19 protein-coding genes and 2 pseudogenes are annotated in these 19,144 nt (G+C 48.6%); 6 read left to right on the forward strand and 15 right to left on the reverse strand.

Annotation, left to right across the window (positions count from 1 at the left end; all coding sequences use genetic code 11):
* Positions 1-66: 66 nt before the first annotated feature.
* The 6 genes from ABNN70_RS01595 to ABNN70_RS01620 all read right to left on the reverse strand — a co-directional run bounded on the left by ABNN70_RS01595 (position 67) and on the right by ABNN70_RS01620 (position 7,129).
* Positions 67-1,230, reverse strand: coding sequence for an ABC transporter permease (locus ABNN70_RS01595; RefSeq protein WP_353948538.1), 1,164 nt, complete (start codon positions 1,228-1,230; stop codon positions 67-69).
* Positions 1,230-1,916 carry an ABC transporter ATP-binding protein gene (locus ABNN70_RS01600; protein WP_353948539.1) on the reverse strand — a complete coding sequence of 229 codons (687 nt, stop codon included), beginning with the start codon at positions 1,914-1,916 and terminating at the stop codon, positions 1,230-1,232. The genes ABNN70_RS01595 and ABNN70_RS01600 overlap by 1 nt, the downstream gene beginning before the upstream one ends.
* Positions 1,913-2,926, reverse strand: a complete 1,014-nt coding sequence (locus tag ABNN70_RS01605; RefSeq protein ID WP_353948540.1) for an efflux RND transporter periplasmic adaptor subunit — start codon at positions 2,924-2,926, stop codon at positions 1,913-1,915. The genes ABNN70_RS01600 and ABNN70_RS01605 overlap by 4 nt, the downstream gene beginning before the upstream one ends.
* Before the next feature lie 124 nt (positions 2,927-3,050).
* The gene (locus ABNN70_RS01610) at positions 3,051-4,181 is read right to left on the reverse strand and encodes an AbrB family transcriptional regulator (protein WP_353948541.1); all 1,131 of its coding nucleotides are present in this window, start codon (positions 4,179-4,181) and stop codon (positions 3,051-3,053) included.
* An 18-nt stretch (positions 4,182-4,199) separates the two neighbouring features.
* Entirely contained in the window at positions 4,200-6,032 is a 1,833-nt protein-coding gene (locus tag ABNN70_RS01615) for an APC family permease (protein WP_353948542.1), read from the reverse strand.
* A 161-nt stretch (positions 6,033-6,193) separates the two neighbouring features.
* A complete protein-coding gene (locus ABNN70_RS01620) occupies positions 6,194-7,129 on the reverse strand; it encodes an EamA family transporter (RefSeq protein ID WP_353948543.1) in 936 nt (311 codons plus the stop codon).
* Positions 7,130-7,387: 258 nt separating this feature from the next.
* Between ABNN70_RS01620 and ABNN70_RS01625 the strand changes: the two genes are divergently transcribed.
* From ABNN70_RS01625 to ABNN70_RS01635, 3 genes and pseudogenes are all read left to right on the forward strand, one after another.
* Positions 7,388-7,831, forward strand: a complete 444-nt coding sequence (locus ABNN70_RS01625) for a glycerophosphodiester phosphodiesterase family protein (RefSeq protein ID WP_353948544.1) — start codon at positions 7,388-7,390, stop codon at positions 7,829-7,831.
* Positions 7,768-8,043, forward strand: a pseudogene (locus ABNN70_RS01630) (glycerophosphodiester phosphodiesterase family protein); the annotation flags it as partial. The gene ABNN70_RS01625 and the pseudogene ABNN70_RS01630, both read left to right, overlap by 64 nt.
* Positions 8,044-8,293: 250 nt before the next feature.
* Positions 8,294-8,533, forward strand: a pseudogene (locus ABNN70_RS01635) (PTS lactose/cellobiose transporter subunit IIA); the annotation flags it as partial.
* Between the two features lie 101 nt (positions 8,534-8,634).
* Here ABNN70_RS01635 and rpiA read toward each other — a convergent pair.
* Positions 8,635-9,312, reverse strand: coding sequence for a ribose-5-phosphate isomerase RpiA (gene rpiA / locus ABNN70_RS01640; protein WP_353948545.1), 678 nt, complete (start codon positions 9,310-9,312; stop codon positions 8,635-8,637).
* Between the two features lie 188 nt (positions 9,313-9,500).
* Here rpiA and ABNN70_RS01645 point away from each other — a divergent pair, with 188 nt between their 5' ends.
* The gene (locus ABNN70_RS01645) at positions 9,501-9,917 is read left to right on the forward strand and encodes an Rrf2 family transcriptional regulator (RefSeq protein WP_129930382.1); all 417 of its coding nucleotides are present in this window, start codon (positions 9,501-9,503) and stop codon (positions 9,915-9,917) included.
* A gap of 132 nt (positions 9,918-10,049) precedes the next feature.
* On the forward strand, positions 10,050-10,580 hold the full coding sequence (locus ABNN70_RS01650; RefSeq protein ID WP_129930381.1) for a YceI family protein: 531 nt from the start codon (positions 10,050-10,052) through the stop codon (positions 10,578-10,580).
* Positions 10,581-10,661: 81 nt separating this feature from the next.
* Here the strand turns inward: ABNN70_RS01650 and ABNN70_RS01655 are convergent, their stop codons facing one another.
* Positions 10,662-10,862: a hypothetical protein gene (locus ABNN70_RS01655; protein ID WP_353948546.1), complete on the reverse strand. Its 201-nt coding sequence runs from the start codon at positions 10,860-10,862 to the stop codon at positions 10,662-10,664.
* A gap of 686 nt (positions 10,863-11,548) precedes the next feature.
* Positions 11,549-11,830: a hypothetical protein gene (locus tag ABNN70_RS01660; protein WP_353948547.1), complete on the reverse strand. Its 282-nt coding sequence runs from the start codon at positions 11,828-11,830 to the stop codon at positions 11,549-11,551.
* Positions 11,831-11,937: 107 nt separating this feature from the next.
* Here ABNN70_RS01660 and ABNN70_RS01665 point away from each other — a divergent pair, with 107 nt between their 5' ends.
* The gene (locus tag ABNN70_RS01665; RefSeq protein WP_353948548.1) at positions 11,938-12,381 is read left to right on the forward strand and encodes a hypothetical protein; all 444 of its coding nucleotides are present in this window, start codon (positions 11,938-11,940) and stop codon (positions 12,379-12,381) included.
* Positions 12,382-13,274: 893 nt separating this feature from the next.
* On the opposite strand, the gene ABNN70_RS01670 is transcribed toward ABNN70_RS01665, so the two are convergent.
* The 6 genes from ABNN70_RS01670 to argF all read right to left on the reverse strand — a co-directional run bounded on the left by ABNN70_RS01670 (position 13,275) and on the right by argF (position 19,144).
* Positions 13,275-13,661 carry a hypothetical protein gene (locus tag ABNN70_RS01670; protein WP_129930517.1) on the reverse strand — a complete coding sequence of 129 codons (387 nt, stop codon included), beginning with the start codon at positions 13,659-13,661 and terminating at the stop codon, positions 13,275-13,277.
* Between the two features lie 18 nt (positions 13,662-13,679).
* Complete coding sequence (locus tag ABNN70_RS01675) at positions 13,680-14,900, reverse strand: multidrug effflux MFS transporter (RefSeq protein ID WP_353949354.1); 1,221 nt, start codon at positions 14,898-14,900, stop codon at positions 13,680-13,682.
* Positions 14,901-15,290: 390 nt separating this feature from the next.
* On the reverse strand, positions 15,291-15,506 hold the full coding sequence (locus tag ABNN70_RS01680; RefSeq protein ID WP_353948549.1) for a hypothetical protein: 216 nt from the start codon (positions 15,504-15,506) through the stop codon (positions 15,291-15,293).
* Positions 15,507-15,536: 30 nt separating this feature from the next.
* Positions 15,537-16,925 (reverse strand): argininosuccinate lyase, encoded by a 1,389-nt coding sequence (argH, locus tag ABNN70_RS01685; protein WP_353948550.1) that lies wholly within the window; start codon positions 16,923-16,925, stop codon positions 15,537-15,539.
* Positions 16,882-18,144: an argininosuccinate synthase gene (locus ABNN70_RS01690; RefSeq protein ID WP_353948551.1), complete on the reverse strand. Its 1,263-nt coding sequence runs from the start codon at positions 18,142-18,144 to the stop codon at positions 16,882-16,884. The genes argH and ABNN70_RS01690 overlap by 44 nt, the downstream gene beginning before the upstream one ends.
* Positions 18,145-18,181: 37 nt before the next feature.
* Positions 18,182-19,144 (reverse strand): ornithine carbamoyltransferase, encoded by a 963-nt coding sequence (argF, locus tag ABNN70_RS01695; RefSeq protein WP_353948552.1) that lies wholly within the window; start codon positions 19,142-19,144, stop codon positions 18,182-18,184.

Raw genomic sequence — 19,144 nt, forward strand, 5'->3', positions numbered from 1 at the left:
TTCTTCTGATTATCCTTTTGTTTCTTCCATTTTACACATGATGGTTCTGTTTTTAAATGCCTTCCTTCATTCCGTCCGCAGCGCATCGATCGGATTCAGCCGGGATGCTTTCCAGGCCGGAAAGACACCGAAGACCATCCCTACTGCCGCGGAGAACAGAAAGGTAAAGGTCATCACTGAAATGGAGAATACGACCTGAGTACCAGTGAACGTCGCATAAATTCCCGCAATGGCAGCGCCGAGTGCGATCCCGAACAGTCCCCCGAGCATACTTAAAACTCCGGATTCAATCAAAAACTGAAGGAGAATATCTTTTTGTCTGGCGCCGATTGCTTTACGGATACCAATCTTCCGTGTCCGTTCCGTCACAGAAACGAGCATAATATTCATGATTCCGATCCCGCCGACAAGCAGGGAAATACCAGCGATCCCGGCAAGGAGCATCGTCATGGTATTAGTGACCGAGCTCATTGCTTCCATGACATCCTGCTGGTTAACGACACTGTAGTCATCTGAACTGCTGTATGTCCGGCTCAGAACACTGCTGACGCCTGCCATGGCCAGGTTAACACTGTTACTGTTTTCCGCCTGAACATAAAATTGTGAAATATATGTAGTCTTCATCAGCCGCTGTGCTGTGGAAAAAGGAATGAAGACTGAATCGTCGCTGCTCTGACCCATGGACCCGCCTTTGGCATTTAATACACCAATGACATGATATCTCCCGCCATTAATCAGGATACTCTTATTAACAGGCGACGTGTTGCCGAACAGGGTCTCAGCAAGTGAACTTCCCAGAACAACATTTTTCTGCCGGAAGCGCTCATCGGCATCTGAAAGAAAACTGCCCTCCTTCACGGTCAGCTGCCGGATGGACTGATAGTCACCTGTTGTCCCGATGACCGAAGCATTGGAGGTTGTTCCTCCGTATTTAATCGTATATCTACCATTCAAAACAGGTGCCGTCTGTTTCACACCGTACACATCGTTTACCTGATCAAGATTGTCCATTGTAAAAGGCGTGTCACTGTTTGAGATACTGACCGTGATCAGATTAGTCCCCAGTCTATTTACACTGTCGGAAACGGATTTTCCTGAGCCCTGTCCGATGGCGAGCAGGGCAATCACAGAAGATACGCCAATAATAATCCCGAGCATCGTCAGCGCCGCCCGGATTTTATTTGCCCGGATATTTCTGAAAGCCATCTTCATTGACGTCATCAGATTCATTAGATATGCTCCCCTTCCTGCAGCTTCCCGTCACGTATACTGACTGTTCGGCCCGCCTGTCTCGCCACATGCAGATCATGGGTAATCAGAACAATGGTCCGTCCCTTACTATTCAGTTCTTTTAACAGATCCATGATTTCCGAGCTTGTCCGGCTGTCAAGGGCTCCGGTCGGCTCATCGGCAAGCAGAATCTGAGGCTCTCCGGCAAGCGCCCGGGCTATGGCCACCCGCTGTTGCTGCCCTCCGGAAAGCTGACCCGGCAGGTGACTGGCCCGTTTCTCAAGGCCCACCTGACTCAGACATTGCAAAGCCCGATCACGCCGTTCCTTCGTTCTGATCCCGCGATATAAAAGAGGCAGCTCAACATTTTCAACGGCGGACAGTTTGCTCAGAAGGTTGAAACTCTGGAATATAAATCCAATGTTTTTATTCCTGATTTCCGCCAGCCTGCGATCATTCATCTGATCAGTTGAATGACCGTCGATACGGCAGGTTCCTCCATCTGGTTTATCAAGACAACCCATCACATGCATCAAAGTGGATTTACCCGATCCTGAAGGACCGACGATCGAAATAAAATCCCCCGCATTGACGGTCAAACTGACGTGATTCAGCGCATGAACCACATTTTCTCCCATCCTGTAGCTCTTTTCAATCTGATTCAGTTCGATCACCGGTTCCGTCATTGACCGTTTCCACCTCCGCCATTCATCCTCATGCGCATGCCCTGTTCACTGCCAGGTCCCTGTCCGCCTCCGTTCATGCCCGGCAGGTTGGTTTGATTCTGTCCGGATGAAGTTGTACCGGACTGTTTTGAAAGCGCGGAGAGCTGAATCCTGTCACCCTGTTCAAGGCCGCTGGTAATTTCAATATACTGATCATTATGAATCCCCGTCTGAACGGCGGTCTGGCTCCCGCGCTGCTGATCCATCGACATGCCGCGTCCGGAAAATCCGTTCTGTTCCTGATCTGATGCCTCAGTACCTGAAGAACGATAAACATAATACTGACCGCCTGCCTCGTGTACAGCTCCGGACGGGACGTACAGTACATGATCCTTCTTCTCGATGACAATGCTTGCTGTTGCAGTCATTCCCGGTTTCAGGCCGGAAGGTTTATCGATATGAATGGTGACATCAAATGAAGATACACCATTCGTATTGCTTCCTGTCCGCGCAATAGCGGTGACTTTACCGCTGAATGTCTTATCTGAGAAGGCATTGACCGTTACCGATACACTTTGCCCCTTCTTAATCTTTGAAATATCCAGCTCGTCAATCTGAATGACCGTATTCAAATCACTGTAATCCGTCAAATGGAAAACAGCACGTCCCGCGGAGAGACGATCCCCTTCATACACCTTGACACTGGTTATTGTCCCATTGTTCGGCGCTTCAAGGGTCGTGCCGTCTGTAAACGTCAGAAGGGTATCTCCCTTCTCCACCGTATCGCCTGAGGAGACATTGACGGAATCAACCGTTTTTGAAGCATCATCCGAATCAATCAGAATATCCTCATCCGTAGCAGGTTCAAGCTGTCCGGATCCACTGACATCTGACGAAAGCGTCCCTTCCTGTACAGTTGTTATCGGATACAGCGTCTGTGCTTCAATTGTCCTGTCCCGTGAAAGCAACCAGAACGTACTCCCTCCTGCCACAAGAATCACCGCCAGAAAAATCATCCAACCCTTTTTCATCAATGACTGCTCCCTTCACTGCTTGCCTTTAATTTTCTATATCCACAGTGTAGAGCGCCTATCTTAAAATTTGCTTAAGGAAAAACACCCCGTGACATCACCCGGGGTGTTCCGTTCATTCCATTTATTCATTTCTGTCGGGCAAAGGTCCGGGATGAGCCGCCCGGCGGCGCAGGAAAAGGGTAAAAAAAGGAGGAAGTACAATACAGATCGTCAGGACGCGCAGGACCTGACAGGATACGACAAATGCGGCATCTGCATGAAGGACAACAGAGGTTGCCGCCATCTCCGCTATGCCGCCCGGAGCAAAAGCGAGTATCGAAGTGATTCCCGCAACACCTGTGAAATGTGAAACAATCAAAGCAAAGAGAATCATGCAGGAGGTCAGAGCGATCGAACCAATCAGTCCGATCAGCGTAATCTGTCCGAGACCGACGAACATCTCCCGGCTCAGCCGCGAACCGACAGCCGATCCGATCAGAACCTGCGCCAGAATAATCAGATCCTGATGCCACCAGATTCCTGCCTCATGCAGGCTCGTCATGGAAAGCAGAATCTGCGCGGCTGAGGTGCCGATCATGCTGCCGATCAGCCACGGGGCAGGCATATGAATTTTACGCCCAAGGAAAATACAGACCGCAGACAGTCCGGCAGCAAACGCAAGGCCAGGAAAAAGGCTCCCTTCCGGAATCGCCGATCCCGCTGTCACCGAACCAGAGCCGGCCCCGATCCAGAGAGACAAAGCCACAGGGATGCTGCTGACGACCAGAATCACACGCAATGTCTGAATCACGCTGACCACTGCCTGATTTGCCCCGGCATCTTCCGCAATGCCGATCATCGATGACAGTCCGCCGGGTGTTGTAGCGTAAAGACTGGTCACAAGATCCGACCGGCTGAATCGATACAGCATGAATCCGGTCAGGAGAGCGAGAAAAATGGACAGAAGTATCATAAGCAGAATCAATAATCCATTTTCCCGGAAAACGCGAATCACTGATGCATTTACCTGCCGCCCCATCTGGACGCCAAGCAGCACCTGCCCGGTCCGCAGCCAGACGCGGCCAGTTTCTCCTGTTCTGATCAGTGTACGGGTAAACTTCGGAAACCCGATGCCCAGCCAGCCGGAAACAAGCAGCGTTCCCACCATCCAGCCAATGGAAAGACCGGTCAGCGACAGCAGAAAACCACCCGCGCCACTGATAAGCAGATACATCATGTGACCTGTCATGCGTCGAAATCTCCTGGCTTCCATTCTGTCCCTCCTTTCCACTTATTTTTTAAACCGATAAGGCACGGTTGCAATGACCACATCGGACGTCTTGATCAGACCTGCTTTGATCAGGACGCCGGACTGGTTATGCAGCAGACTCTGCCACCACTTTCTCGTATAAAACTGCGGGAAGACAACGGTGACCGTCGCCCCATCTTTATCCGCTTTATACTTCACGGTCTGGACAAAACGGACAAGCGGGTTGGTAATAGTTCGATAAAGCGAGTAAATCGTTACCAGCCGGATGCCTGTGTGCCACTCATTCCACTCTTTTTCAATTTTTCTGATCGCCTCGGGACTGCTGCCGACATAAACAGCAACGACATTACCCGACAGGGATTTGGCATAGTTCAGTGACTGTTCCACAACTTTTGTGATCCCGGCAATCGGAACAATGATCACATTGTCTGTTGTTTTGATCGAACGCAGCGAAACGGAGATATCTACCCTAAGTTCATCGGCTACCTGCAGATAGTGCTGATGTATTTTATGGAAAACACTGACGACAACCGGAACAAAGATGAAAACCGGCCAGATCTGGGTGAATTTCGTGACAATAAAAATGATCAGAATCAGGTAGCAGATCAGCGCACCGACGAAATTCGTTACCAGCTTACCGACCCAGCCCTTCGGTTTGTTCTTCATCCAGTGAACAATCATTCCGGTCTGGGACAGGGAAAAGGGAATAAACACACCGACAGCATACAGCGGAATCAGATTTTCAGTCCTGCCGTTAAAGATCAGGATCAGAACAATCGACAATGCTCCGAGAGTGATGATCCCATTTGAAAATCCGAGCCTGTCCCCTTTAACTGTGAACGGCCGGGGCATGAATTTATCTTTTGCCAGGTTAAAGGCAAGGAGCGGAAAAGCTGAGTAGCCCGTATTTGCCGCAAGCACCAGAATCAATGCCGTTCCGACCTGAAGAAAATAGTAAAAAATATTGCGTCCGAAGATCGCTTCACCCATCTGCGACAGCACAGTCTGATCAACCGCCGGCTGGATGCCGTACCAGTAGGCAATAGAGACTGTTCCTGACAGGAGAATGGCCAGAATGCCACCCATCATCAGCAGCGTTTTTGCGGCATTTGCAGGAGCGGGCGCCTTAAAACTCGATATAGCATTTGAAATAGCTTCAACACCGGTCAGTGCAGTACAGCCGGACGCAAAAGCCCGCAGAAGAAGAAACAGGCTGATTCCCATAACCGGGGTACCGATTGCAGCATGCGGCTGCACAGGTGCGGCACTTCCCGTTGCAGCTCCGAATGCACCTGCACCAATCACAAAAAACATCATCAGAACGAAAAAATAGACAGGGTACGAGAGCAGTGTAGCCGAATCTGTCAATCCGCGTAAATTCAGAAATGTGATCAAAATGACAATAAGTACCGCAATAAGTACATGGTGCTCATGAAGTACGGGAAATGCCGATGTGATGGCATCGGTACCTGCAGAGACACTGACCGCCACGGTCAGAATATAATCAACCAGCAGGGCACCGCCGGCAGTCAATCCAAAATTGACACCCAGATTTTCCTTGGCGACCATATAAGCACCGCCTCCGCCCGGATAGGCGAAGATAATCTGCCTGTAGGAAAGCACCAGAGCAATAAGCAAAACCAGGACACCCAGTGTGATCGGAAGCGAATACCACAGTGCCGCGCTCCCTGCTGCGATCAGAACGATCAGGATCTGTTCCGGTCCGTAGGCAACAGATGAAAGAGCATCTGAAGACAGTACGGCAAGTGCTTTAAATTTATTTAATTTCTGCGAAGTAGCTTCAGTTGATTTAAGCGGCCTGCCTATCAGCAGGCGTTTAATTTTCGAAAACACAGTAGATTCACCTGAATTCCCATTTAATTTACCCATTGTTCTTTCCCGGCTGATCCGACATACCTCCATCCATGTCAAATGGTGTGCATCATTTCCCGGGAAATGAACAGCATACGACAGCATTTATGCTTATTCTTTCAAAAAAAGAAGAGCGCTACACATCAGGCTCTTCTTTTTAGAGGAAATGACAGGATCATAACGGTCATAATAATGCAGAATGCCCCAAACCAGTCGAAGACGGTAAAGGGTACTTTCATAACAGCGACACTGACTACAGCAGCTGACAGCGGCTCAGCGCAGCCGAGCAGACTGGTTTCTATCGGTTTAAGGTACTTCAGACTGGCCAGATACAGGTAAAAAGCCAGCAACGTGCCGAAAAGAATGACGAAGGTTATCCCCGCCAGCGTTTCACGGGACCACTGGCCGTGAAAAAGCCAGGGCGGATAGAACAGACTCATTGCCGTACCCCCGATAATCATGCCCCAGCCAACAACGGGAGCAGCTCCCCATTTTTCCAGCAACTGTGACGGCTGCATGGAATAGATGGCTCCGCCAAGCGCAGAAAGCAGGCCCCAGAACAGGGCAGCGGGGGCAACCGAGAGCTGGCCCGGGTGACCCTTCGTCACAATAAAAAACACCCCTGTCAGGGCGAGTACAATAGCTGCTCCTTCTGTACGGGTTGGCCTTCTGCGCCATCTCAGGATCAGATAACTCATGATCAGTACCGGACTCAGATACTGCAGCAGGGTCGCTGTGGCGGCATTTCCCGCCGCTACCGCCTCAAAGTATGTGTACTGAGCACCGATCATCCCAATCAATCCGAAAATAAACAGATCCCGGACCGACCGCTTCTCTGTCCAGATTTTCCAGACCGCCCTCCGATTTGAGGCAGCAGCCCATAATAAGAGAAGGAAACCTGCGCTGAGCATACGGACTGACGTCAGCCATCCCGGATTCAGCAGCTTTTCATCAAAAAGATACTGGGCCGCATTACCTGACACTCCCCAGAGCACGGCTCCGCTCAGAACGAGTGCCATCCCTTTTGCTCTTCCGGAAGATGCGTTTCCGGCCAAAGAATCCGTTTTTCCTGCCAACATGTTCTTCCCCCTGTACACATGTATCCTCATACTAATCAACATCTCACAGGGCGTCAATAACCACAAACGAGGATCATACGGCTAAATCGTGAACAGATATATGAACTTTTGTTTCCTGTATGTAAATACGGTTTGTTTTATGTTAAAAATGGCAAGATGAATTCTTTCATTCTTTTTTCATGCTACATTAAAATAGAGAGTAGCTCTGATTAAATCTTATTTTTATTTGATCTCGACAAATTTCTGAGGAGGCTAACCATGAGAACTGCGATTTTCGCCCATCGCGGAAGTAAAGCCAACCGTCCGGAAAATACACTGGCCGCTTTTGAAGAGGCTGCCCGTGTCCAAAGTGACGGTATTGAACTGGATGTACATCTGACGAAAGATCAGGAAGTCGTGGTGATGCATGATGAGAAAGTAAACCGGACAACCAATGGCACAGGTCAGATTAAACAATTTACCCTGCGCGATCTGCAGGAGCTGGACGCCGGGTCCTGGTTCTCCGGGAACTATAGGAAAGAAAAAGTACCGACACTTAAAGAAGTGCTGGAGCTTCTTTCCGATTACAGTGGCGTGATCAATATTGAATTGAAAACAGACCGAAATGTTTATCCCGGATTGAAGAACGTGTTGTCCGGATCGTCGACGCGTACCGTGCAAATCTTCCGGTCGTCTATTCATCTTTCAATCATGAATCCCTGATCCGACTGAAAAAGACCGATGCTTCAGCAGATGTCGCCCTTCTGCTCTGGGAACGCCTGGCTGAGCCATGGCGCTATACACAGCAGGTTGGCGCGACCGCTCAGCATCTGTGGGAGCCTTCTGCCTTTTCTGACACGGCCAAACAGCTTCACCAGCATAACATTAAGGTACGCGCCTGGACCGTCAACAAACCGAAGCATATGCAGCTGGCTTTTCAGATGGGACTGGACGCCCTGATCACCGACTATCCCGAAGTCGCTCTTGATCTGAGAAAAAGCTATGAAACAGCGGGTAAAAAACTTCATTAAACAGGGGCCATTCTGTCATTATTCTGCATCTTTAACTGATGAGACACATCAGGTTACAATAGAGGCGGAATAATGTATTTTTTTACATTCCAATTTGTAAACGTTTACAACATAGGGGGGATGTTATTCGTGCGGAAGAGGTTTCAACTTTGAAGAATCACAAAAGCATCTGGACGCTGCAGAAAATGAATTTCTGCAGGGCCACAAATGGCAGACTGAAACGATACAGAAATCAAATGACGGGCATACACCAAGTTTTCTCATGGTTCATGCCCAGGATCACGTGATGACCGCTCAGGCTGAACTGAACCTGATTAAACGTCTGGTGGCAAACTACAAAAAAATATCAAGCCTGGAAAAACGAGTAGAAGCTCTGGAAAAAAAGGAAACATGATCTCACTGCTTCGAAAAAAACCCCGGACCCACATAACATCAGGTACGCATTCCTGTCTGGAGATAGCTGTCCATCAGACAGGAACCGTACCTTTTTTTTAATCATTTTTTTCTTTCCATCGTTTCAACATGTCCGTCCGGATAACCGATCAGAGTCTTGTCCGTCATATCAATGAATAATCCATGCTCAACCACACCGGTCACATGATCCAGTTCATCCGCAAGTGCTTCAGGATCATCGATCTTCCCCAGGTGAAGATCGAGAATATAATGATGGGCATCCGTCTCAAAGGGAGTGCCGTCCGTGTTCAGACGCAGCTGAGGATGATACCCTTTTTCCTGCATCATCTTTTCAATCTGCTTCCAGCCGAACGGAATCACCTCAATCGGCAGGGGAAATGTGCCAAGCTGCTGCACTTTCTTCCTGCTGTCGACAATCCACAGCCGTTTATCTGAAGCCTGTGCCACCATTTTTTCATAGAGCAGGGCCCCGCCCCCGCCTTTGATCCCGTTCATACACTGGTCAACTTCGTCCGCACCATCCACAGTCAGATCGATACGATCCACATCGTTGAGTGACTCCATCGGGATTTTCCAGTTTTCAGCCAGATCAATGGTTTTCTGCGATGTTGCCACCCCTGTGACAGACAGACCGGAAGCCACCTTCTGAGCCAGTGCTTCAAGAAAGAAATAAACTGTTGAACCTGTCCCCAGTCCAACCGTCATACCGTTATGTATTTCATCAACTGCCTGGTACCCCGCGGCCTGTTTTCCGTTCATGAGAGTCCTCCGATATCCTTTTTTATTCAGCATCTGATCCACGACTATTGTATTTCTATCTCCCGTCGCGCGTCAAGGAAGCACCAGGCGATCTGCCACCAGTCCTGAAAAGGTGCATGATGTTTTTTGTGCCCATCCATTGACTTCGGTCGCTCCTGTAATTATAATAGTTACAGGTGGTGATAGAAATGATTAATTCACGTGTGGCTGTCGCCATCCACACTCTGGCTCTGATTGCTTCCCGCCCACATGATGATTTGCCATCTGATTATATCGCATCGAGCGTGAATACCAATCCGGTCGTCATCCGACGGATACTGGGTATGCTGAGAAAAGCCGGCCTGATCCGGACATCGGTCGGGAAAGCCGGGGCAGCTCTGAGGAAGTCTCCTTCTGAGATTTCCCTGCTGGATGTCTACCGGGCTGTGGAGCCGTCGAGTGAACTGTTCGCCGTTCACGCCAACCCGAATCCGCACTGTCCGGTTGGCAAAGGGATCAATGCAGTACTTGAAGAAGCATTTCATGGCGCCCAATCGGCGCTTGAGAAAAAGCTGAAGGCACAAAGCATTCAGAATATACTGGATCATCTTTTCCCTGCTGAATGATTTTTGTGCCTTCATCCTGTAACTATATCAGTTACAAAAATCAGCAATTTACCGTCGCCTGTGAATTCGGGCCTATTTATCGAGTATCAGACGCGTAAATATAAAAAATGAGTTATTGAGGAGAGGATTTACATGTCAGAATGGACGATCGATACGGCACACACAGAAACATCTTTTTCAGTAAAGCATATGGGACTGTCAAATGTCCGGGGGAACTTCGAAGTGACAACGGGAACCGTGACCACAGACAACAGTGGAAAAATTACGGCGATCGACGCGAAGGTGGATGTTGCAAGCATTGACACAAGAAATGCCGATCGCGACAATCACCTGAAGAGTGCAGATTTTTTTGAAGCGGAAAAATTCCCGGAAATTCGTTTCGTTTCCACATCAATCACCAGCAAAGATGAGGACGAGTACACGATCACCGGAGATTTATCGATCAAAGGTATCACCAAATCGGTGACATTCGACGCCGAAGTCGGCACGCCGATCGACGACCCATACGGTCTGAAACGGAGCGGCGCAGGTCTGTCCTTCTCAATTGACCGCCGCGACTTCGGGCTGACCTGGAGCCAGGCGCTGGCTAACGGCAGCCTGGTTGTCGGAAATAAAATTAAAATTAACATTGATGCCGAAATCACACAGAACCCTGCAGCTTAACGTAATAACAAAAGAGGAGGATCAGACGCCTAAAAGCGCTGGTCTTTTTTTATTCTTTCTGAACAGCGGATTACGGTCAAATCAATCAATAATCTGATTAGCCAGATTGATCAAGGTTTGCTTTTGCGCATGATTATTTGAATGGGTAACATTGTAAATGATATCCTGATATTTAAAATATAAACTCTTTCCTGCATAATAGCCGCTCACTTTTTTGTGAAGACTGACTTTGTCCGCTCCATCCGAAGAATATGTTGCATTAAAGTTGTTCGCATAGACCATGACCATGACCTGACCGGATTTTCTGTGCCGGATGACCACACAGTAAAATGGGCCATAATGTTTTCCCCATTATTTTTTTTCATCCGTGATTACAACCTGACTGAACCCCTTAGACTCGAAGGGAAGTTTTTCAGAAAGCTTCATTTTGAAAGGCTGGGCTTTAAGAGCCTCATCAGCGGAGCAACAGTTGCTCATAACTTGACGAGTCCGGCAGATCATCATTGTCAGTCGCTACAGTTGTTTGAATGAAAAGCAGAGTTGAAATGATGCAGGCAATCAGGATCATTTTTCATTCAAATAGTGTAAAGTGTATTTACCGGCGGGGAATTGCTCACCTGCAATATAAAAACCCGAATGATGAGTCTAATGATATAGACATATTTCTAAAAAGGGACTAAATCTTTTTGCTGGAGTCAGGGACAAATGATAAATGAATTTGATAAGGAATGGTTCCGTTATAAATATTAGAGAACTACGCCGTTTTTATGGGAAAATAGTACGGACAGCTTTTTTCATCTTCGCTCAAAATAGGATTCAATAATATACAGACATGATCGATCGTTTGTTGTGGTAAAGACAAACTCCACTCGGTTCGGGAATATTCCAATATTTCCAGATGAGGCTGGTCTTTGTCCCGGTCATGCGCGTTGGTGTCCCGATCAATTGAATATCAGTCCAATTCGTTGTCATAGCTGCACGGCAATACCGTATCTGACCCCCTTCTTAAATTGATCCAGGACGAGTGGGGCATACAAGTCCTGGGCAAGGTACAGTTTCGCCTTCTCTCCCTTACGGTTCGGCCGAACTTGATATTTTAAAATAATGGTGGTCGATTTTGATGGAGACAGCCGGCGCAGCTCACTTTTATTAAATGTTCCGGTCATGGTCTGATAATAATCCATACCATAAGTAAGTTTTGTCTCAACAATTCGTGAAATAGAAATATCCTTGTTTGAGCTGTTACGCACCTCCATCGTCACTGTTGCCGGTACAAATTGAAAACCATTTTAGAATATTGTGACCAAGATGAATAAAAGAAAATATTTGTTTGTTCGTTATCTGGTGAATTACTGTGTTGGGGGCTTCGTGGCCGTTTATCGCAATGCTGGATAAATCAATAGCCAGAAAATATGTAAAAGCCAGTAAAGCCAACCTTACTGGTAAATATCTTATCGCCATCAAGATTCTTTCTGATTATGAGATTCCCTATTACTGGGATTTCACGCAATTTTTCACCCTGTTTTTAACCGCGGATTACATATTTCATGATTTCCGGCAAAATCAACTGTACGTGCTGCTCAGATGCCGGTCGAAGCGAAGGTATATCCTGTCAAAAATCATGTGGATCATCTTTCAGAACCTAATATTTCATATTTATGCAATCACTGCGGTCGTCCTTTCCTTTGTCTTTACTGTTTTAATCTTGATGGTTTCCTGGGTGGCAGGGGGATTGATGGTTGGATTTGACAATACCTGGTTAAATGCGAAAGGGATGGTATGGTACTATACCTTTAGATGATATAAGGTAACAACTATTGGTATACATGGAATCAAAACTATTTTGGAATAAATAAGAGAAATGAAAGTGAATCCGGAAAGGCAAAAGCCTCGCTCAGAGGTCAAATATATCTGTTTGAAGCAGCTTTCCACAGCACAACTGCATATCTTAACCTTTATGTTGGTGAAAACAGTTACAGTTCTACTGGCAGTTAATTAAATATTGATTCAGCAACTCTTAGAATGGAGAGATTCTTTGGATCAGTTATCTTTGGAGCTTTATATACCACTAATTATTTCCATTATATTAATCGTGCTGCTTGTTAGATGGCTGCTGAATAATTTTAGTAATCGAAGATAGTTTTTCTGGACGCCACCTTTGCTCTGTCGGATATCCCCCATCCTGGACGGGTTCCGCGCCCCGGCGGGCTCCCCAATCAAAAAAAATTCATAAAACTGATGGATAGTTTTTTCTGCCACTACCGAACTCGGTCAATATTGAGTTGTGGGAAAGCAGCCGTTCCTGGAAAGCCTCTAGTCCGAGGAAGTACTACATATACGATTTTCTGTGATCTGCAGTACCGTTTCTCGACCCTTGATCCCCTTACTTTTCTGAATGATAAGCGTTCCCAGTGCCAGACGAACCGGGTGAACGGGTCCACCGGGCTTGTAGCCCTCTGCACACACCGTTTATTGTGTCAAAACTAAATCTGCTTTTCTATGAAATAACCTTTCCCCGGTTTTAGTGGGAATTCCCCCCTTTACTGGTTAATTAACGTTTTTTCACCATTAGCTGAATTGGACGTTTCTGCGCTCTGACAGAGCCAATTATAGTGAATGACTCGGCTATGAATGCCGGGTTTCTGGGAACACAGCTCGCCTGCTTTCGAAAATGCTGAAGTCGAGGCATTCCTCTCATTCTCCCTTTTCTGACTCTGCCTCGCACCGCCTGATCCATTGCTCGACAAACTGATCATGTGGCAGAATCCGTTCTTTCAGGTCGCTGATGAACACAATCTGTTCCTCTCTGCACCATCTCAGGCAGGTTTGATAGAGTTTGATGTCAATCGGATCTTCATCCCAATATACGGGAATAAGTGAGATACCGCTTGCGTCATACAGATAGGCACGTGTATGGCCGTCTGTGAAGAAGACCGTCCCGCCGATTTTTTTAATGGGCAGGGGGAGATTTCCTCTGACATTAAGCGGGTCAAACTGCCCTTTTAATCGATCAATTTTTGACTGATCCAGGTACATCTGACTAGGGCGGATCTGGTACAAATCAAGGAAAAATTTTCGCAATATCCTGACCTTCTTCTATCAGACTTTTTTTCTACTAACAAAAATAATATAAATAAGTAAAGCACCAACGTCACAGACCAGAATCAGCAATGCCATCGGGAAGTAGGTCCTGCTGCCACCCAGCCCGACCAGCGGCGACAGGATACCCCCAATCATGTTCATGCCAAGGCCCAGTATCGCAGAAGCACTTCCGGCTGCCCTGCCCTGCGACTGCATGGCGAGCGAAAAAGCCGTTGTGTTCACGAGGCCCACCATCGAAACGATAAGGAAGAGCGGGATGATCACCGCAATCAGCGGAGCCGGATGAAGCAGCAGGCTGGAAAAAAGGGCAATGCTTCCGGCAGCCGCAATCTGCGTACCCGTACGCAGAATCTTTTTCTCATCCACATGTCCGGACAAATTGCCCGCCACCTGGGACATGACGACGATACCCAGACCGTTCGTTGCGAAAAACAGGCTGAATCCGAACGGTGTAACGCCGTACATGTCCTGAAGAACGAAGGAAGATCCGGCGATGTAGCAGAACATGGCACCCATGACGAGGCCTTGGACCACAGCGTAGCTCATAAACTGCCTGTCCCGACAGATGCGCCCCGTCTCAGAGAAGGTGGCACCAATCCCGCCATGGATTCTTCTTTCTTCCGATAAGGTTTCCGGCAAACCGATCAGTGTCCCGAGAAAAAGCAGGAGTCCGATGATACCCAGCACGATAAATACACCGTGCCAGGTTGTGAATCTCAGGATAAATCCGCCGATGATGGGCGCAATGATCGGAAAAATACCGTTGACCGCCATCAGCATGGAAAAAAACTTCGTCAGTTCTGTCCCGGAGTATAAATCTCTTGCGATGGCACGTGAGATGACGAGTCCGGCTGCCCCGGAAAGTCCCTGCAAAAGCCTCAGTATGATCAACCAGACAACCGAATCAACGAAGGTACAGAGAAAAGAAGTGATCACAAATCCTGCAAGACCGGCCAGCAGCGGGCCACGCCTCCCGTGACTGTCGCTGAATGGACCGATTATGATCTGTCCGACTGCAAGACCGATCAGACAGGCTGTGATGCTTAACTGAGCAAGCGAAGTCGTCGTATTCAGATCGCGGGTCAGTGAAGGCAGCGACGGCAGGTACATATCCATCGACAGAGGACCAAACGCTGAAAGAGCGCCAAGAATCAGCACAAGCCAGACATGCTGGGATGGTTTTATTGTACTTCCCTGTCTACGTTCGGTTAAAGCGATTTTCACAGAACAACAGCCTTTCCAAAAATAACTACTGTTATCATAGCAGAATCAGAGAACAAAGGATGAAAAAATATTCATACAGGACCCGTTTACTGAATGTCATGCAGCGAGCGAAGAGTATGATCCGGCTGGCTGCTCGGCTTTTTCAGCGGGATTCCCTGTGATTTCAGCCGGATTAGCCCTTTTTTCAGCCGGATCCCTGGTTATTCAGCCGGGTCCATGATAATTCAGCCAGATTGCCTGGTTATTCAGCCAGAGCGGTGTCCATCGACTAGCCCTTTATTCGGCACGATTCCCTCTGATTTCAGCGGGATTGGCCTTTTTTTCAGCGGGATTGGCCTTTTTTTCAGCCGGAATGGCCCTTTTTTCAGCCGGGTCCATGATAATTCAGCCGGATCCCTGATTATTCAGCGGGATTGACCCTTTTTTCAGCCAGAATGCCTGGTTATTCAGCCAGAGCGGTGTCCATCGACTGACCCCCTTTATTCGGCACGATTCCCTGTAATTTCTGCCGGAACCCAGAGTTAGTCCTTCGCGCCTGTTTGATGCATTCAAAAGTGTAAAAAAAACACCGAACACGGGTTGGCCGTAAACGGTGCTCATTTATTTGACCTATTTAAAATAATAGGGAGGTCAACGGTTTTCATTGACGCCGAGTTTTTCTTCGGCGAGTTTCAACTGCTTTTCAACCTGGTGCGGGGCGGTGCCGCCTTCGCTTTCGCGGGCGCGCATCACGTTTTCCGGCTGCAGATCTTCAAAAATATCCTTTTCAAATAAAGGACTGAACTGTTTGTACTCGTTAAGATCGAGTTCCAGTAAATACTTTTTATGTTCAATGGCGTAAAGCACCATTTTACCCGTAATCGCATGGGCCTCGCGGAACGGCAGGCCCTTTTTCGCCAGATAATCGGCGATGTCCGTTGCGTTGGAGTAGTCCTTCTCAACGGCGTGGCGCATCCGGTCCTTTTTGACAGTCATCGTCTCAAGAATCGGGGCAAGGAGCTGCAGCGCGCCGGTCAGCGTTTTGACCGTATCGAATATGCCTTCCTTGTCTTCCTGCATATCCTTGTTATAGGCGAGCGGCAACCCTTTCAGTACGGTAAGCAGTCCGATCAGATGGCCGAACACGCGTCCCGTCTTGCCGCGCAGCAGTTCGGAGACATCCGGATTTTTCTTCTGCGGCATGATACTCGATCCGGTGCAGAAGGCATCGTCCAGTTCGATAAACTGGAACTCCTGGCTGCTCCACAGCACCATCTCTTCCGACAGGCGGGAGAGGTGGACCATGATCAGCGAACAGGCGGACAAAGCCTCGACGACAAAATCACGGTCGCTGACGGCATCCATGCTGTTCGGATAGATGTCGTTGAAATCAAGCAGTTCGGCGACGCGGCGGCGGTTGATCGGGAAGGTCGTCCCGGCCAGGGCGCCTGCACCAAGCGGCAGCACATTGAGCCGTTTCAGGCTGTCTTTCAGGCGCCCCTTGTCCCGCTCAAACATCCAAAAATAGGCAAGCAGGTGATGGGCAAATGAAATCGGCTGTGCACGCTGCAGATGAGTGTACCCCGGAAGGATCGTATCCACATTGGTCTTCGCCTGTTCGAGAAGGGCGTATTGCACATGCTCCAGCAGTTCGATCAGGTCATGGGTCTTATTCCGCATGTACAGATGCATGTCGGTCGCGACCTGGTCATTGCGGCTGCGACCGGTGTGCAGCTTACCACCAACCGAGCCGATCTCATCGATCAGCATCCGTTCAATATTCATATGGATGTCTTCCTGATCGACTGAAAACCGGGCTTCGCCCTTTTCCACTTTTTTCAGAATTGTCTTCAGACCCTGCTGAATGACCGCCGATTCTTCCGGTGTAACGATCCCGCACTCGCCAAGCATCGTCACATGGGCGATGCTGCCTTCAATATCTTCTTTTGCCAGTTCCTTATCATAGGAAATCGACGCGGTGTATGCGTCAACCAGCTTATTGGTTGACTTCGTAAACCGGCCGCCCCACAGTTTCGCCATGATCTGCCTCCGTTTCCGTGTGATTCTTGTGTACTTCGGCGTTGACCTTCGTCGGAAGCCCCCATAGCTTGATGAAACCTACAGCCGCATTGTGATCGAAGGCATCACCCTTGGTATAGGTCGCAAGCTTTTCATTGTAGAGGCTGTTCTCCGAAGCACGTCCGACAACGACATGATTGCCTTTGAACAGTTTCACGCGCACTTTACCGGAGACAACCTGCTGCGTCTGCTTAACAAACGCCATCAGGGCTTCGCGAATTGGTGAGTACCAGAGCCCGTCATAGATCACCTGAGAGATTTCCTTATCTATCAGCGGTTTGAACTTCGAAACTTCTTTCGTCAGGGTAATCGTCTCAAGCGCCTGGTGCGCATTGATTAAAATCACGCCTGCCGGGCTCTCATAGACTTCACGGGATTTGATACCCACAAGACGGTTTTCAATATGATCAATCCGTCCGACGCCATGCAGGCCGCCCAGTTTGTTTAATTCTTTAATGATGCCAATGAATGGCTTTTTTTCTCCGTTCAGGCCGCAGGGAATACCCTCGTTAAATTCAATTTCCACATATTCAGCTGTATCCGGTGTTTTCTCAATCGGGTTGGTCCAGGCAAAGGCTTCTTCCGGCGCTTCATTCCATGGATTCTCCAGTACACCGGCTTCGCAGGCACGTCCCCAGATGTTGGCGTCAATAGAGAAGGGATTGTCAAGATCGACCGGAATCGGAATCCCGTGCTTTTCCGCATATTTGATTTCCTCGTCACGGGTCATCCCCCATTCACGTACCGGAGCGACCACTTTGAGTGTCGGATCCAGCGCCTGAATCGCGACTTCGAACCGAACCTGATCGTTTCCCTTGCCCGTGCAGCCGTGAGCTACAGCCGTTGCCCCTTCCTTATGAGCCACATCAACGAGCAGTTTCCCGATCAGCGGACGGGAAAGTCCTGAAGAAAGTGGATAGACGCCTTCATACAGTGCATTCGCCTGAAGCGCCGGTGCCAGATAATTTTCAGCCAGCAGTTCTTTAGCATCCACAACGTACGATTTAATGGCACCGACATCGAGTGCCTTTTGTTTAACCCGATCCAGATCCTTGCCTTCTTCGCCGACGTCAATACTCAGTGCAATGACGTCATAGTTATATTTGTCCTGAAGCCATTTAATGCAGACCGAAGTGTCCAGACCGCCGGAATAAGCAAGCACAATTTTTTCTTTTGCCATGAGAGAAATCCTCCTTTAATTGTTTTCAATCTATGATTTATTTGTTTTCCATCAGACATTTAAGAATCGCTTTATGAGCATGAAGCCGGTTTTCCGCTTCGTCGAATACCACAGAGTGCGGTCCGTCAATAATCTCCGGTGTGACTTCTTCACCGCGATGGGCCGGCAGACAATGCATAAAAATGTAATCCGGTTCGGCCAGTGCCGCAAGCGTATCATTCACCTGATACCCCTGAAAATCATGGAGCCGCTTTTCTTTCTCATCTTCATCGCCCATGCTCAGCCAGGTATCGGTAATGATGATGTCACAGCCCTCTGCGGCTTCCTGCGGGGAGTGGGTCAAGGCGATCCGACTGCCATTCTCTGCTCCGCGCTTTACTGCTGCGTCAAAAATGGCCGGATCCGGTTCATAGCCTTCAGGGCTTGCAACGGTCATGTCCATGCCGACCGCCGCCGCACCTTCCACCAGAGAATGTGCCATGTTGTTGTACCCGTCGCCGATGAAGCAGGCTTTTAACCCCTTCAGCCGCCCCTTATGTTCATAAATCGTTAGCAAATCCGCCAGCACCTGAGTCGGGTGGTGGGTATCGGTCAGCCCGTTAATCACAGGGACGTCAGCATATTTTGCCAGTTCCACCACTTGATCATGATCGAAGGTCCGGATCAGGATCCCGTCGACGAATCGGGAGAGTACCCTGGCCGTATCCGGGATCGTTTCTCCGCGCCCGATCTGAATGTCACGGCTGCTGAGAAACAATGCCGATCCGCCAAGCTGGTACATGCCGACTTCAAAAGAAACGCGTGTCCGTGTGGATGATTTTTCAAATATCATGGCCAGTGTTTTGCCTTTCAGATAAGGGTGCGGGATATGCTTTTTGGTCAATTGCTTCATATCATAAGCCTGTTTTAATAAAAGATGCAGTTCATCCGCCGACAGTTCGGCAATGGTGAGAAAATCTTTTCCCGATAACTGAAAAATAGAATCTTTCTGCTCCGTCAT

The organism is Sporolactobacillus sp. Y61 (assembly GCF_040529185.1).
Lineage (GTDB): Bacteria > Bacillota > Bacilli > Bacillales > Sporolactobacillaceae > Sporolactobacillus.

Bases quoted from the DNA above. Each gene is read 5' to 3' on its own strand.
- ABNN70_RS01600 (WP_353948539.1), bottom strand. From the start codon at position 1,916: ATGACGGAACCGGTGATCGAACTGAATCAGATTGAAAAGAGCTACAGG.
- ABNN70_RS01680 (WP_353948549.1), bottom strand. From the start codon at position 15,506: ATGAGCACCGTTTACGGCCAACCCGTGTTCGGTGTTTTTTTTACACTT.
- argH (WP_353948550.1), bottom strand. From the start codon at position 16,925: ATGGCGAAACTGTGGGGCGGCCGGTTTACGAAGTCAACCAATAAGCTG.
- ABNN70_RS01625 (WP_353948544.1), top strand. From the start codon at position 7,388: ATGAGAACTGCGATTTTCGCCCATCGCGGAAGTAAAGCCAACCGTCCG.
- ABNN70_RS01595 (WP_353948538.1), bottom strand. From the start codon at position 1,230: ATGAATCTGATGACGTCAATGAAGATGGCTTTCAGAAATATCCGGGCA.
- ABNN70_RS01645 (WP_129930382.1), top strand. From the start codon at position 9,501: ATGATTAATTCACGTGTGGCTGTCGCCATCCACACTCTGGCTCTGATT.
- ABNN70_RS01605 (WP_353948540.1), bottom strand. From the start codon at position 2,926: ATGAAAAAGGGTTGGATGATTTTTCTGGCGGTGATTCTTGTGGCAGGA.
- argF (WP_353948552.1), bottom strand. From the start codon at position 19,144: ATGACGGAGCAGAAAGATTCTATTTTTCAGTTATCGGGAAAAGATTTT.
- ABNN70_RS01690 (WP_353948551.1), bottom strand. From the start codon at position 18,144: ATGGCAAAAGAAAAAATTGTGCTTGCTTATTCCGGCGGTCTGGACACT.
- ABNN70_RS01620 (WP_353948543.1), bottom strand. From the start codon at position 7,129: ATGTTGGCAGGAAAAACGGATTCTTTGGCCGGAAACGCATCTTCCGGA.
- ABNN70_RS01650 (WP_129930381.1), top strand. From the start codon at position 10,050: ATGTCAGAATGGACGATCGATACGGCACACACAGAAACATCTTTTTCA.
- ABNN70_RS01655 (WP_353948546.1), bottom strand. From the start codon at position 10,862: ATGGTCTATGCGAACAACTTTAATGCAACATATTCTTCGGATGGAGCG.
- ABNN70_RS01610 (WP_353948541.1), bottom strand. From the start codon at position 4,181: ATGGAAGCCAGGAGATTTCGACGCATGACAGGTCACATGATGTATCTG.
- rpiA (WP_353948545.1), bottom strand. From the start codon at position 9,312: ATGAACGGAAAACAGGCCGCGGGGTACCAGGCAGTTGATGAAATACAT.